The following is a 13,427-nucleotide window of genomic DNA, read 5'->3' as shown; positions in this document are numbered from 1 at the left end:
CCCCGTCCTGTCAAACCTATGGTTTGAATTAGTTGGGGGTCAATTCGTCGTCGCCCAAAAATTCATCCCACACTCCTAAGAGTGAGTGTGGGGCTTCTTTTCGTTTAAGCTAAATATGATGAAATGTGCGGTAATGAATTTTCTTATACTTTGAATCGATGCAGATTGCTTTGAGGAATGTTAATCAGGTTTGGGCTTATATCTTGACACAGACGCTAAAGCGCTTGGGTTTGACTTGCGCCGTTATCTGTCCCGGTTCCCGTTCTACACCCCTAACCGTCGCTTTTGCCCAACTTGCGCCTGATATTGAGGCGATTTCGATTCTCGATGAACGTTCTGCCGCTTTTTTTGCTTTGGGACGAGCTAAAGCCACGGGACGCCCTGTGGTGCTTGTTTGCACTTCCGGGACTGCGGGAGCGAACTTTTACCCGGCGGTAATTGAAGCTAAAGAAAGTCGTGTCCCTTTGTTGATTTTAACCGCCGATAGACCACAAGAATTGCGAGAATGTCACTCTGGGCAAACTATCGACCAGGTGAGATTGTATGGTAATTACCCAAACTGGCAAGCTGAATTAGCTCTGCCATCCCTAGATATGGGGATTTTAGCTTATTTGAGACAAACAATAATTTATGGGTGGGAGCGTTGCCAAGCCCCTACAGGGGGGGCTGTACACTTAAATATTCCCTTTCGTGACCCCCTTGCACCGATACCTGATGGTACTGATTTCACATTGCACCCAGAAGAGTTTTTTGCTGGTGTACCCATTACCCATTACCAATTACCCATTACCCATTACCCAATTCCCGAAGAATGGAAAGAGTGTAAACGCGGTTTGATTATTGCTGGAGTTGCCCAACCGCGACGACCACAGGAATATTGTAGTGCGATCGCTAAACTTTCCCAAACACTCAACTGGCCGATTTTAGCCGAGGGACTTTCCCCCGTGAGAAATTATGCAGAACTCAACCCCTATTTAATTTCCACCTATGATTTAATTTTGCGAAATCAGCAACTTGCAAAACAGCTAACACCAGAAATAGTAATTCAAATTGGGGAAATGCCTACAAGTAAAGAACTGCGTACCTGGATAAATGCCACACAACCCCGGCGCTGGATAATTGACAACAGTGATCAAAATCTCGATCCTCTCCACGGGAGAACCACCTATTTACGGATATCTGTAGAAAATCTGGAGACTGAGAGACTAGAAATAACTAGAAACTGGGAATATTTGCAAAAATGGTGTGATGCTGAAACGAAAGTCAGAAAAAATATTGATGATACTTTTAAAAATATAGAAGAATTAATTGAATGTAAAGCAGCTTGGTTAATTTCCCAAAATCTCCCACCAGAAACACCGCTGTTTATTGCCAATAGTATGCCGGTGCGGGATGTAGAATTTTTCTGGAAACCGAATAATTTAAAAATAAACCCTTATTTTAACCGGGGTGCAAATGGCATTGAGGGAACTTTATCCACCGCTTTGGGAATAGCACATCGTCAGCAAAGCAGCGTGATGTTAACAGGAGATTTAGCCCTATTGCACGATACCAACGGTTTTTTAATTAGAAATAAATTTGTTGGACATCTGACAATTATCTTAATTAACAACAATGGCGGGGGGATTTTTGAAATGTTACCCATCGCCAATTTTGAACCACCTTTTGAAGAATTTTTTGCCACACCCCAGGATATTGATTTTTCTCAGTTATGCGCTACTTACAATGTGCAGCATGAATTGATTATTTCTTGGCAGCATTTGCAGCAAAAATTAAACCCGCTACCAACTACAGGTATTCGGGTTTTAGAGGTAAGGACAAATCGCAAAATAGATGCGAAGTGGAGAAAGGAGAATTTAGGAAACTTTGCGGTGGATATTAGGATTTAAAATTTGTATAATTGCACAATAATTTTAATAGTTTTGTGGGATGGGCGTCTCGCCCGTCCTTGATTTTTGGGCGGGCAAGATGTCCACCCCACAAGAGTCATAGTTTGATTATGCAAAGCCGCAATTTAACCCTCGAATTAGGTATTACTGAATAGCGAGATGAAATATAGAATTTCTGTGAAATGCTTGTAATATTAAGGGAAAAACTGTGTAACAACAATGTTTTTTAGACATTAGAAAAATTCAAGTTGAAATCCAAATTCAAATGGAGATATTAGTTGAGACATCGTTTCATTAGATTCAAAACTCCAACGCCTCTCTAATGATGAAAAAGATAAATTTCTCAATACACTGCTAACATCTTGATCATCAATTAATTGGGCTAAAAGTTGGTTTGGTGTCTGAACACGAAATCGACCATTTAAAAAAGTCCTTTCAGGCACTTGTGAGTAAATTTCTCTTGTATCAAAAATAGTTCTAAATTCTTGCGGTTCATCTGTGAGCCAGTTATTTAGCGCAGAACGGGCATCATCTGGAAGTCGTCTAAGTTGTTCTGTGGGAGTATTAGCCAATGAACGAGAAACAGTATTGAGTCCAATTAGCGACAGATGTTTTGCCAAAGTTATCTGTGAAATAGAAGTATTAATTTCTTCAGTAGTATAATTTTCTAGTATCTCATTGAGTTCTTCCCAAGAAGGATCAGCGATATGAATACAGGACTTTGATCGTTTTTTTTCCTCTGGTGCAATGAACAAACCAGCAACAAGAGAATATTTGATTTTAGTTTTACCAAATGTTGTAAGATTACTTTTCTGTTTTATTCCTTTATCAACTGCTAATTTAAGCTTCTTTTTTGATGACTGAGAGCCTTTACACTCCAGTACATAGTAATTTGAATGACTATCAAATCCAATATAATCTGGAGACTTGTATTTACCATTATTTGCTGATTTAGGAAGATGGAATTTATGAGGGAGAGTCTTGACTACATGAAGAGTATCAGCAAATTGTTTGCATCCTAATTTTTCAATTAATAGTTGTGTCGTAAAACCCACACCTAATTCATCACTGAGAATAGTTTTTTGATGAGGATCAATCGAATTCCATTCTTTACATAAGCGTAAGTCAGAGCTACCAGCAATTGCAGGGTAGTATCGAAGACACGCCCAGAAATCGCTGAGATGGAAGCCATAGGTTACAGGAGGACGAGTCCAAAGTGCTGTGTGAATTAGAGCAGAAAGCACATTTGTATTCCGTGTTCCTTTAAGTTGAGCGATTTCCGTAGGAACAGTAGCTGTACCCCAACTTTGATCATCAATTTCAATTTCAATTGAGCGAAGCATTAGTTTGGTATACGGAAATTATAAGTAAGTATGTAGTCAATTCCTATACTATACTAAGTAACACTCAAAATTAACGATACACTCAGAGGAAAAGCGGCAAAAACATCACGCTTCCTCCTCCTTTGCGCCTTTGCGTGAGACTTACCCCCTTAGTTCACCTTGTAACCACCCTTCTAAATCAGCAAGAGTCGAGAAATCCAACAAAGCATCACCTAAAGCCTCCAACCGTTCCACCGACAAAGCCTGAATTTGAGACAGAAGCGCATCGGGAATATTACCCAATCGTCGGCTTAATTGTCGTAAAATGACCTTTCTTTCTCCTTCTTCCTTCGCTTCTCGAATAGCCCTCGGTTCTTCCGTTATCAGTCCCAACATTGCCGCAATCTCCTTTGCGCCTTTGCGCCTTTGCGTGAGACTTACCCCCTTACTTCCCCTTGTAACCACCCTTCCAAATCCGCAAGAGTAGAGAAATCCAACAAAGCATCACCTAAAGCCTCCAACCGTTCCACCGACAAAGCCTGAATTTGAGACAGAAGCGCATCGGGAATATTACCCAATCGTCGGCTTAATAGTCGTAGGACTAGCGATCGCTCTCCTTTTACTATTCCTTGTTGCTCCCCTTCTTCCTTCGCTTCCCGAATAGCCCGTGGTTCTTCCGTTATCAGTCCCAACATCGCTGCAATCTCCTCTCGACTCAGATTAGAAAACTTGTAGAAGATAATTGTCGTTACCAACTCTATTATCGCTTGTTCCGATTGTTGCTGTGCTTGTGCCAGCAAAAACCGCGCTGCTTCCATTGCTTCAGTTTCAGCGGTAATATTCGTCAGCAACATTAGACCGAGTCCTAAAGGTTGTTGTCGCAAATCCCCCAATTCATCTAGATAAACCCGCCGCACTTGTCCACTTTCCAGCGAACCCCGGTGAATCCTTGTATTTGAGGGTTCAAGACTCCGAGAACCAAAAATTATCACCCCAAACCAGTCATCGTAACGGATAGAGTGGCGATAGAGAAACAAAAACAACTCAGAAAAGAAGCGATGATACAGATCCTCATCCTTCTGAAACTGCACCTCAGCAAAAAATACCACCTGAGAAACTGCATTATCAGGAGGTAGAAACACGCCATCAATGCGAAATGCCGTTTCTTTCACCTCAACCGATTCAAACTGGTATCCTGCTGCTTCTGGGGGTGGTTCATCTACCAATTCAAACAGCAATCCCGGAAACTGCTTAAACAATTTATAAAAGATGGTGTCGCGTCGCATTGTCATTCCTCCACAGCCAGACAATTACCGCATTTTAAAGGCTGGAGATAGCACAGACACCTTCTTCTTTGCACCTTTGCGTCTAACGCACTTCGTGCTAGAGCCTCCGGCACGCTCCGCGTTCACGAAGTGTCCCGAAGGGATACGCTTCGCTGGTGCGCGAAACATTAATCTTAGCGATCGCATTTTCCCCAAGACCGCGATAAAATTCTCAAGCACTACCACGCAGCTATCCCCATGCAAACCAACTGGGAAACCGTCAAAACTTACGAAGACATCCTGTATCAAAAAACCGACGGTATCGCCAAAATCACGATCAACCGCCCCCACAAGCGCAACGCCTTTCGTCCCAAAACCGTCTTTGAACTGTACGCAGCCTTTTGTGATGCCCGTGAAGATTCTAAAATTGGTGTAATTCTTCTGACTGGCGCAGGCCCCCACACTGATGGAAAATATGCTTTTTGTTCAGGAGGTGATCAAAGCGTCCGGGGACACGCCGGTTATGTAGACGATGATGGCACTCCCCGCTTAAACGTGCTGGACTTGCAACGATTGATACGTTCCTTACCTAAAGTAGTAATTGCTTTAGTTGCCGGATATGCAATTGGTGGTGGTCATGTGCTGCACTTGATTTGTGACCTCACCATTGCCGCCGATAACGCCATTTTTGGACAAACTGGCCCCAAAGTGGGCAGTTTTGACGGTGGATTTGGTGCTAGCTATCTCGCCCGCATTGTCGGACAAAAAAAAGCGCGCGAGATTTGGTTTCTCTGTCGCCAATACAATGCCCAACAAGCTTTAGAAATGGGTTTAGTTAATACAGTTGTCCCAGTCGAACAGCTAGAAGCCGAAGGGATACAGTGGGCGCAAGAAATCTTAGAAAAAAGTCCGATCGCGATTCGTTGTCTCAAATCAGCATTTAACGCTGACTGTGACGGACAAGCCGGTTTACAAGAACTCGCTGGTAACGCCACCTTACTGTATTACATGACCGAAGAGGGTTCTGAAGGCAAACAAGCCTTTCTCGAAAAGCGTCCCCCAAATTTTCGCGATTTCCCTTGGTTACCTTAAAAATGCCAAAATCGCACCCTTAAACCAGGTGCGATTTTTCAAAATGCCAAAATTTACGGCATCAGAAATATTAACGGCTAATCTTATATTCAGCAAACTAAAAATTGATTACAGTAATAATGCTTGGCTAAATTAGAACGGTGTTTACTTTTTCCTCTTATGAGGTACAAGTAGCTGTTTGTTCAACAGGGGCCAGTTCAATATGATCTAAATCTGAAGCTAAAGAGTGAGAAGTAGCTAAAACTGGGGTTGCTACGGGCAAACTCCAGGCATCTTCTAAAGTTTCCCAAGGAGGCGCAAAGGCTGGAAGCGCGAAAGAGCAAGCTTTCCAAGATGCTTGCACTTGTGCGCCCAACTTCTGGCACATTCCACCACGACGACCCTCTAGCTGATAATGACGGCAATAACGACAGGCAGATGCTACTGGTTTAATGGGTTTCATTTTGGTAGATCTTTAGTGGTGTTGAGGGCAGAATCTTCACCTTTATATTTTGCTTGTATATCTAAATAGGCATAAGTGCCAAAAAGCCATTATTTTCTATGGGTTGTAGCGATCCCCAGTAATAAATAAACTTTATGATGTTTTTATATTCTTGTTATATATGTAAACGATAGCTGAAGTGTCCACGCACTTAATTTTAGCCAAAAGTTATTAGGGATCAAGGTTAAAACTCTACCTTTGGATTTAATCAGCTTTTTAAATTTATCCGTAAGGTATCCTCAAGCCACTGCCTCCTAGGTTAATTTGTCTAGATCATCGAGCAGGGCTTGATAATATAGCAGATAATTATCTGAAATCTGAACAAAATTATGTGCTTTTACGATTGATTTTTGGCGAAGAAGTATAAAAGGAGAACCTGAATCCTAACGTAGTTCTCAATACCCAATACCCAATACCCAATACCCAATACCCAGGAAAGCCCTTAAGAATTATTTGGCACTCGTTTAGTAGAGCAGAGAGAACAGACACTCCAGCGTTGGAGTTCACCGGGTGGGGTGGGACATTGGCATTGAGGACAAAGGGGTAAATGATGCGATCGCATTTGCATTGCTCTAGCCCAATCCCCAAAAGCAGCATTTACGTTCTTCAGAGTAGGTGTAACATTAGGGACAGAGAAAATTTCATCGCCCAAGTAACTGGGATGTTCATGGGGCAAAACCGTTTGTTCTGGCTTTTGCTCCTCTGGTGGAAGCCGCCAATTAGCACTAGAGAAACGGATATCCACCAAAGGCGTAGGCAGCTTTTGATTTATTTTTAAAAGTAGCTGTTGGCGTCCAAATGTCAGGTTTTGCGCCCAAGCAGCGCTAGAAGTTGCTACCGACAAAACGTCGCGCTGAATTGACACTGGTCGAGAATGTGCAGCAACTACCACCCCCACGACTTCCGCCCAACATTTGAGCAAACCTTGAAGTGGTGGCTCCTGCCATTTAGCCTGCTGTTGCAGACCGCCTAAAATATCATTAACTGATTTAAAAGACATCTTGCCAAAGAGAGCAAAAATTAAGCTTAGTTCTGGGATCTATATCTATTTAGACAATTTTCGCTAGTTTTTCCAAAAATGTCTTTAAAATTCATCCAGCAGTTTATGTGTGAGGCATACAGGCAATGAGTCAAAATCCCCTGTTCGATTCTGGGACTCAATTATCTAAAACACCAGAGTTAAAGCCCGCACTAGGGGCAGCACTGGCGAGTTTAGAAGTGCAGCTAGATCAAGAATTAACCCGATACCGACGCACACGCACCAGATCGAGGGCAGTAAACCCATCCCGTGGTGAAAATTACATCAATAGTCAACCCCAGCAGTTGACTGACATGAGAACCACAGCGGCCAAAACACTGCCATTACTAGCAGAAAATAGAATCACATCGCCTCAGGGGAACTCTGCCCTAGGGAAAAACAAGACTGATGAACTAGATGATCTCCTAGTACCATCACGGACAGCAGCCACCAAAACACAAACGCCACCACCCCCACCACCACCAAATTCAAAAACAAAAATTAGCAGCAGTATAGTGCCTACGGAGGTTAAGACTCCTCAGAAAGAAAATATCCTACAACCAGAGAACACCCCCCAAGCGCCAGATGACTATTTAGAATCTAGTGAAGCACTGCTGCGAAGTCTGACAACAGAAGAACCAGAAATCAAAAAGCCAAGCAATACTACTAGCGACAGTCTGCTATCACCTTTGGGTATCGGTTCGATTTTGCTGCTTTTAGTGGCAAGTCTTACCCTGGGCTACATAGTGTTCAATCCCAAAAACTTGCCACAGTTGAATTTAGCCAATTTGTTGAATAGCAGTTCGTCGCCCAATAACGAAAATACCGAGGGAATTACGAGTAATCCTCAACCAACAGCCCAGGCAGAACTCACTTCTATACCCAAGTATCCCAATTTAGCAGCCAAAGAGTTTCCAGCGGTGAGAGATCCTAATGATTTAGTGGGCTTAAAACCTAAAATTCAACCAATTCCTAAGTCAACGCCTAACACCCTGACTGTTCCCCAACCGATGAATCCCACCACAGTGCAACCGTTGCCTCCCCTAAATCCCACCACAGTGCAACCGTTGCCTCCCCTAAATCCAGTTCCCAAGGCGACGGAGGAACCCTTAGCAACAGCAACTGCAACTCCACCACAGGTGAATTTAGAAACCAAACCGGCAGCAGATGGGTTTTATCATATAGTTATTGATAATCAAGGTGATGGCGCTTTAGCAGCTGCACGGCAAGTAGTTCCTGATGCTTATTTTTCACGCAACCAAAAATATATTTACTTGGCTGCCATGAAGACTAAAGCGGAAGTCGAACAAAGGTTACAACAGTTACAGGCAAAGGGACTTAAAGCACGCATCCAGCAGCCATGAGGGGCAAAAATCTAAGATACCATGAGGTAAATATCTATGACGAGCCTCTGCCTATTGACTGGCACAAAGTGAATGGAGAGCGAAAATGGAATTGATCAAGCGTATCCTGCGGGTAATTCGCGCTAACCTCAATAGTCTGGTGGCCAGTGCAGAAGATCCAGAAAAAATTCTGGAAAAAGCCTTTATGGAAATGCAGGAAAATTTGCTGCAATTGCGTTCGGGTGTAGCAGGGGCGATCGCTACCCAAAAACGTACTGAACGGCAAGCAGCAGCTGCACAGGGACAAGCTGAGGAATGGTATCGCCGCGCCCAATTGGCACTGCAACAAGGTAACGAAGCTCTAGCACGGGAAGCCCTCACCAAACGCCAAGCTTACAAAGAAACCGCTACAGCCCTATCAAACCAAATAGAGCAGCAAAGCAATGTGGTAGTTAAGCTAAAACAAGATATGCGATCGCTAGAGTTAAAAATAACCGAGGTAAGAACCAAAAAAGATATGTACATCGCTCGCGCCCGTTCTGCTGAGGCTTCTTATCGACTCCAAGAAACCCTGAGTGGCGTTTCTGCCACAACGGGCTTGGCCGCTTTTGAGCGGATGGAAGAAAAGGTGTTGCAGATAGAAGCTAAATCAGAAGCGATCGCTCAAGTTGGTAGCGATGATCTCCAACAAAGATTTACCTCATTGGAATCTACTAATAATATTGATGCTGAACTGGCAACAATGAAGAATCAAGTTATCAATCAAGGCAGTCATCTCCAGGAGGGAAGCCAAAGTAGCCAACAGCAGTTACCAAATACTCAAGATCGCTGAAATTGGGTAACAAACTGAAGCTTGATCATATCTTCACAATTCAGAATCACCATGAAATAACGATCTAAACTGGAAAGATGATCGGGAAATAGGTAGTTATTAAACAGTAAAAAAGTTAATTGTCGAGCAAAGCGCGTAAACAACCAAAGGAAAAACAAAGTTATGGGATTATTTGATCGTATTAGGCGTGTAGTTAGTGCTAACCTCAACGACCTGGTCAATAAAGCAGAAGACCCGGAAAAAATGTTAGATCAAGCCGTCCTGGAAATGCAGGAAGACTTGGTACAACTGCGCCAAGGGGTTGCTCAGACCATTGCCGCCCAAAAACGCACTGAGAAACAGTACAACGATGCCCAAAACGAAATCAATAAATGGCAACGTAATGCCCAACTAGCGCTGCAAAAAGGTGATGAAAACCTAGCACGCCAAGCCTTGGAGCGCAAAAAGACTTATACAGAAACCGGCACAGCACTCAAAGCCAGCCTAGATCAGCAAAATACTCAGGTGGAAACCCTCAAGCGCAACTTAATCCAGCTAGAGAGCAAGATTTCTGAGGCCAAAACCAAGAAAGAAATGCTCAAAGCCCGGATTACCACTGCCAAAGCTCAAGAGCAACTCCAAGGCATGGTGAGTGGGATGAATACCAGCAGCGCTATGTCTGCTTTTGAGCGGATGGAAGAAAAAGTCTTAATTCAAGAAGCCCGGGCCCAGTCGGCAGGAGAGTTAGCGGGTGCAGATTTAGAAACCCAATTTGCCCGGTTGGAATCTGGCAGCGATGTTGATGATGAGTTGGCAGCTTTGAAAGCGCAGATGCTACCCCCTGCTACTCCCACAAATCAAGGACAACTGCCACCGTCGTCACCAACTACCGCTCCTAAACCCACTCAGCCAGTTGATACTGACTTGGAGGCCCTCAAGAAAGAATTGGATAAACTGTAACCTTTGCAGACAAATAAGAAAGCGCTAATCCCACGCCTCTAGGTTGTGGGATTTCCCATCATTTTGTGAGTTGTTTGTTCTTGCTAATGACCAATGACCTGTTTGACCAATGACCTGTTTGTTCTTGCTAATGACCAATGACCTGTTTGACCTGTTTGACTAATGACCAATGACCTGTTTGACCAATGACTAATAACCACTGGCTCTCACATTGGGATAGAGTATTGTGTGTGCCAAGTTTGATCGATGCCACCTGATGGAGAGTGTAATGAGTAAGGGTGCAATCACCATAACTGATGCTGAGTTTGAAAGCGAAGTATTGACAACCGATCTGCCAGTATTGGTTTACTTTTGGGCTTCCTGGTGTGGGCCTTGTCAATTGATGTCGCCAGTAATTAACTTAGCTGCTACGAAATATAGCGATCGCCTAAAAATTGTCAAAATGGAAATTGACCCTAACCCCCTGACTGTGAAGCAGTACCAGGTAGAAGGTGTACCAGCACTCAGACTAATTAAAGGCAACCAACTGTTGGAATCTATTGAAGGAGTGATTAACAAAGTCAAATTACTCAGCATTTTAGATCAACACTTAAACAGTAATTAGTCAGACTAATGACTAATGACCAATGACTAATGACTAACTCATATGCAGTTTGCGAAGCGTTTACAACCCCTGCAATCTAATGTATTTGCTGATATGGACAAGGCCAAGGCTGTGGCTTTAGCTGCTGGAAAGCAGTTAATTGATTTGTCCTTGGGGTCTTCTGATTTGCCAGCCGAGGCTCATGTGATTGATGCGATCGCCAAATCTCTTGACGATCGCACTACCCACGGCTATTTGTTATTTAACGGTACCAAGGAATTTCGCCAAGCCGCAGCCAATTGGTACCAGCAAAAATTCGGCATCAAAGTCGATCCAGAAACCGAGGTTTTACCCCTGATTGGTTCCCAAGAAGGTACAGCCCATTTACCACTTGCAGTGCTTAATCCAGGGGATTTTGCCCTGTTGCTTGATCCAGGCTATCCCTCCCACGCTGGGGGAGTACATTTAGCCAGTGGTCAAATCTACTCAATGCCTATCCTGGCAGAAAATAATTTTTTACCAGTGTTTAGCGATATTCCCGCTGCTGTCTTGGATCAATCGCGGATGATGGTGTTAAGCTATCCCCACAATCCCACTTGTGCGATCGCACCATTATCTTTTTTCCAAGAAGCTGTAGCCTTTTGTCAGCAACATCATCTCGTTTTGGTTCATGATTTCCCTTACGTAGATTTGGTATTTTCTCAAGAAGACACCCCAAATCTAAAATCCCTAGTACCTTCAATTCTCCAAGCTGACCCAGAAAAAACCGTCTCAATTGAGTTTTTCACCCTGTCCAAGTCTTACAATATGGGCGGCTTCCGCATTGGCTATGCGATCGGCAATGCTCAATTGATTAACGCCCTACGCCAGGTAAAAGCCGCTGTAGACTTTAATCAATATCAGGGGATTTTGAATGGGGCGATCGCCGCTCTCACCGGGGCCCAAACTGGCGTAACATCTGCTGTCACTACCTTCCGTCAACGCCGCGATACCTTCATTACCGCTTTACACCGCATTGGCTGGAACGTCCCCACACCCAAAGCCACAATGTACATTTGGGCAAAATTACCCGAACCTTGGAATCAAAACTCAATAGAATTTTGTCAACAGCTAGTCAAAAAAACAGGTGTAGCCGCTTCCCCTGGTGCCGGATTTGGTAAATCTGGAGAAGGATATGTCCGCTTTGCTTTAGTCCATGAACCACCTATATTAGAAACCGCTGTAGAACGAATTGCTGAGTTTCTTAAGTAACTATCAACAACCCTTTTTACTGGATTTTAGTCCAAGAGATGATATCAGTATAATGTTTATCCCATATCTTAGCTAGGACTTACGCACCGTATAAATAAATATGTGTCCTACCAGTAGCGTGGGTTCCCTAACGCACGTTCTTAGGACTTTTAATTCCACAAACCATACCCTGTATTTGCTAATTCCTGTCCGTTAAGTCCTATTAGCTATTTACGTAATTAAGCGTATAAATATTGGTAAACATTCCAACCTCAAAACTTCACCAGATTTTTATGTTGGAATTGTTGCAGTGTGGGCGTTACTAGTTATTATGTATAAAAAGCTTATGTATTCCATTATTTTTGGCAATTCTACTAGTATTGCTATTACATAAAATACATATCTAACCTTTATTGTCAATGTCTAAATTATCAAAATATCCAAATCAGCATGAAAAAAACAATAGCTGCTATTACCGTTGGATTGACCTTGTTAATGACAGCCAACCCCAGCGAGGCTGTATCAATCACTCTTTATGATGGTGCATCAAATGTCACCCCTGATCAATACAATTCGCCATCGCCGTGGCTAAATTTTGCCTCAACTACTAATGGCACACAAAGCGTCAGCGGGGGTGTGACAACTTTAAATACAGATTTAAGTACCACAAGTAACGGTATATATGCTGGCTACAGCAACTACAATGCCACAGTCGCTGGAAGCACTACTTCTCCTTTTTTTACCATTACCCCTACTACCCCAGTTAACTCCTCATTTCCCTCCCTGGATAGAAATGCTGGGTACACACTCAGTTTTACAGTAAAAATTAATTCCCAATTCAATAATGGGACTAATGGAGCTAATCGTGCAGGCTTCAGCATTATAGTTCTTAGTAGTGACAAGCAAGGAATAGAATTAGGTTTTAGAGATACTGAGATTTTTGCTCAGAATAATTCCTCTTTTAATGGTGGTGGTGAACAAATTGGCAGTTTATCAACGTTGCTTGGAAGCCTAACCACTTATGATTTGACCGTTTCTGGAAACTCCTATACATTGACTAGTGGTTCTACCTCTCTATTAAGCGGTTCCCTACGGGATTACACGGCTGCTACTGGATTTGCCGGTGATATTTACAGAACTTCTAACTTTATTTTTCTGGGAGATGATACTACATCTGCACGAGCTAACATCAGCCTCGCAAATGTGTCTTTAACCGTACCGGATCAGGTGCCTGAACCCACTACTATTCCTGGTATGGTGCTTTTAGTTGGTGGTTTCTGGATGTTGAAAAAGAAATACTTACAGTCAGCAAAATAGATTTTAGCTTATCCGACAGAAGCCCCACGCCTCACTCTTAGGAGCGTGGGATGAATGGCGCGTGAGTTGACGACAGTTCCCTGACTAATGTGCGTAGCACCAGAGAAGGGAGCATG

Annotated in this window: 13 protein-coding genes; 8 read left to right on the top strand and 5 right to left on the bottom strand. The window is 43.2% G+C overall.

What is annotated here, in order from left to right:
• The first annotated feature begins 158 nt into the window (after nt 1–158).
• Nucleotides 159–1,889 (top strand): 2-succinyl-5-enolpyruvyl-6-hydroxy-3-cyclohexene-1-carboxylic-acid synthase, encoded by a 1,731-nt coding sequence (menD, locus tag H6G32_RS25520; protein ID WP_190463444.1) that lies wholly within the window; start codon nt 159–161, stop codon nt 1,887–1,889.
• Between the two features lie 233 nt (nt 1,890–2,122).
• Here the strand turns inward: menD and H6G32_RS25515 are convergent, their stop codons facing one another.
• From H6G32_RS25515 to H6G32_RS25505, 3 genes are all read right to left on the bottom strand, one after another.
• Nucleotides 2,123–3,232 carry a hypothetical protein gene (locus H6G32_RS25515; RefSeq protein WP_190463443.1) on the bottom strand — a complete coding sequence of 370 codons (1,110 nt, stop codon included), beginning with the start codon at nt 3,230–3,232 and terminating at the stop codon, nt 2,123–2,125.
• A gap of 141 nt (nt 3,233–3,373) precedes the next feature.
• Nucleotides 3,374–3,607, bottom strand: a complete 234-nt coding sequence (locus tag H6G32_RS25510; RefSeq protein WP_375539819.1) for a DUF4351 domain-containing protein — start codon at nt 3,605–3,607, stop codon at nt 3,374–3,376.
• A gap of 41 nt (nt 3,608–3,648) precedes the next feature.
• Entirely contained in the window at nt 3,649–4,497 is an 849-nt protein-coding gene (locus tag H6G32_RS25505; RefSeq protein WP_190463445.1) for an Rpn family recombination-promoting nuclease/putative transposase, read from the bottom strand.
• A 237-nt stretch (nt 4,498–4,734) separates the two neighbouring features.
• Here H6G32_RS25505 and menB point away from each other — a divergent pair, with 237 nt between their 5' ends.
• Nucleotides 4,735–5,568, top strand: coding sequence for a 1,4-dihydroxy-2-naphthoyl-CoA synthase (gene menB, locus H6G32_RS25500; RefSeq protein WP_190463441.1), 834 nt, complete (start codon nt 4,735–4,737; stop codon nt 5,566–5,568).
• A 157-nt stretch (nt 5,569–5,725) separates the two neighbouring features.
• Here the strand turns inward: menB and H6G32_RS25495 are convergent, their stop codons facing one another.
• Nucleotides 5,726–6,010: a hypothetical protein gene (locus H6G32_RS25495; protein WP_190463439.1), complete on the bottom strand. Its 285-nt coding sequence runs from the start codon at nt 6,008–6,010 to the stop codon at nt 5,726–5,728.
• Between the two features lie 481 nt (nt 6,011–6,491).
• On the bottom strand, nt 6,492–7,049 hold the full coding sequence (locus H6G32_RS25490; protein WP_190463437.1) for a DUF721 domain-containing protein: 558 nt from the start codon (nt 7,047–7,049) through the stop codon (nt 6,492–6,494).
• A 125-nt stretch (nt 7,050–7,174) separates the two neighbouring features.
• Here H6G32_RS25490 and H6G32_RS25485 point away from each other — a divergent pair, with 125 nt between their 5' ends.
• From H6G32_RS25485 to H6G32_RS25460, 6 genes are all read left to right on the top strand, one after another.
• Nucleotides 7,175–8,431 (top strand): hypothetical protein, encoded by a 1,257-nt coding sequence (locus tag H6G32_RS25485; protein WP_190463435.1) that lies wholly within the window; start codon nt 7,175–7,177, stop codon nt 8,429–8,431.
• An 85-nt stretch (nt 8,432–8,516) separates the two neighbouring features.
• Entirely contained in the window at nt 8,517–9,242 is a 726-nt protein-coding gene (locus H6G32_RS25480) for a PspA/IM30 family protein (protein ID WP_190463433.1), read from the top strand.
• A gap of 162 nt (nt 9,243–9,404) precedes the next feature.
• On the top strand, nt 9,405–10,181 hold the full coding sequence (locus H6G32_RS25475) for a PspA/IM30 family protein (protein ID WP_190463431.1): 777 nt from the start codon (nt 9,405–9,407) through the stop codon (nt 10,179–10,181).
• A 268-nt stretch (nt 10,182–10,449) separates the two neighbouring features.
• A complete protein-coding gene (locus H6G32_RS25470) occupies nt 10,450–10,785 on the top strand; it encodes a thioredoxin family protein (RefSeq protein WP_190463429.1) in 336 nt (111 codons plus the stop codon).
• A gap of 42 nt (nt 10,786–10,827) precedes the next feature.
• Entirely contained in the window at nt 10,828–12,015 is a 1,188-nt protein-coding gene (locus tag H6G32_RS25465; protein WP_190463428.1) for an LL-diaminopimelate aminotransferase, read from the top strand.
• A gap of 429 nt (nt 12,016–12,444) precedes the next feature.
• On the top strand, nt 12,445–13,311 hold the full coding sequence (locus H6G32_RS25460) for a PEP-CTERM sorting domain-containing protein (protein WP_190463426.1): 867 nt from the start codon (nt 12,445–12,447) through the stop codon (nt 13,309–13,311).
• Nucleotides 13,312–13,427 lie beyond the last annotated feature (116 nt).

The organism is Cylindrospermum sp. FACHB-282, from assembly GCF_014697195.1.
Taxonomy (GTDB): domain Bacteria; phylum Cyanobacteriota; class Cyanobacteriia; order Cyanobacteriales; family Nostocaceae; genus Cylindrospermum.
The sequence above is the reverse complement of the archived record's forward strand: the minus strand, read 5'-3'. Positions and strand labels throughout refer to the sequence as shown.

Excerpts from the sequence above, each read along its gene's own strand:
- menD (WP_190463444.1), top strand. The coding sequence starts at position 159 with ATGCAGATTGCTTTGAGGAATGTTAATCAGGTTTGGGCTTATATCTTG.
- H6G32_RS25515 (WP_190463443.1), bottom strand. The coding sequence starts at position 3,232 with ATGCTTCGCTCAATTGAAATTGAAATTGATGATCAAAGTTGGGGTACA.
- H6G32_RS25510 (WP_375539819.1), bottom strand. The coding sequence starts at position 3,607 with ATGTTGGGACTGATAACGGAAGAACCGAGGGCTATTCGAGAAGCGAAG.
- H6G32_RS25505 (WP_190463445.1), bottom strand. The coding sequence starts at position 4,497 with ATGCGACGCGACACCATCTTTTATAAATTGTTTAAGCAGTTTCCGGGA.
- menB (WP_190463441.1), top strand. The coding sequence starts at position 4,735 with ATGCAAACCAACTGGGAAACCGTCAAAACTTACGAAGACATCCTGTAT.
- H6G32_RS25495 (WP_190463439.1), bottom strand. The coding sequence starts at position 6,010 with ATGAAACCCATTAAACCAGTAGCATCTGCCTGTCGTTATTGCCGTCAT.
- H6G32_RS25490 (WP_190463437.1), bottom strand. The coding sequence starts at position 7,049 with ATGTCTTTTAAATCAGTTAATGATATTTTAGGCGGTCTGCAACAGCAG.
- H6G32_RS25485 (WP_190463435.1), top strand. The coding sequence starts at position 7,175 with ATGAGTCAAAATCCCCTGTTCGATTCTGGGACTCAATTATCTAAAACA.
- H6G32_RS25480 (WP_190463433.1), top strand. The coding sequence starts at position 8,517 with ATGGAATTGATCAAGCGTATCCTGCGGGTAATTCGCGCTAACCTCAAT.
- H6G32_RS25475 (WP_190463431.1), top strand. The coding sequence starts at position 9,405 with ATGGGATTATTTGATCGTATTAGGCGTGTAGTTAGTGCTAACCTCAAC.
- H6G32_RS25470 (WP_190463429.1), top strand. The coding sequence starts at position 10,450 with ATGAGTAAGGGTGCAATCACCATAACTGATGCTGAGTTTGAAAGCGAA.
- H6G32_RS25465 (WP_190463428.1), top strand. The coding sequence starts at position 10,828 with ATGCAGTTTGCGAAGCGTTTACAACCCCTGCAATCTAATGTATTTGCT.
- H6G32_RS25460 (WP_190463426.1), top strand. The coding sequence starts at position 12,445 with ATGAAAAAAACAATAGCTGCTATTACCGTTGGATTGACCTTGTTAATG.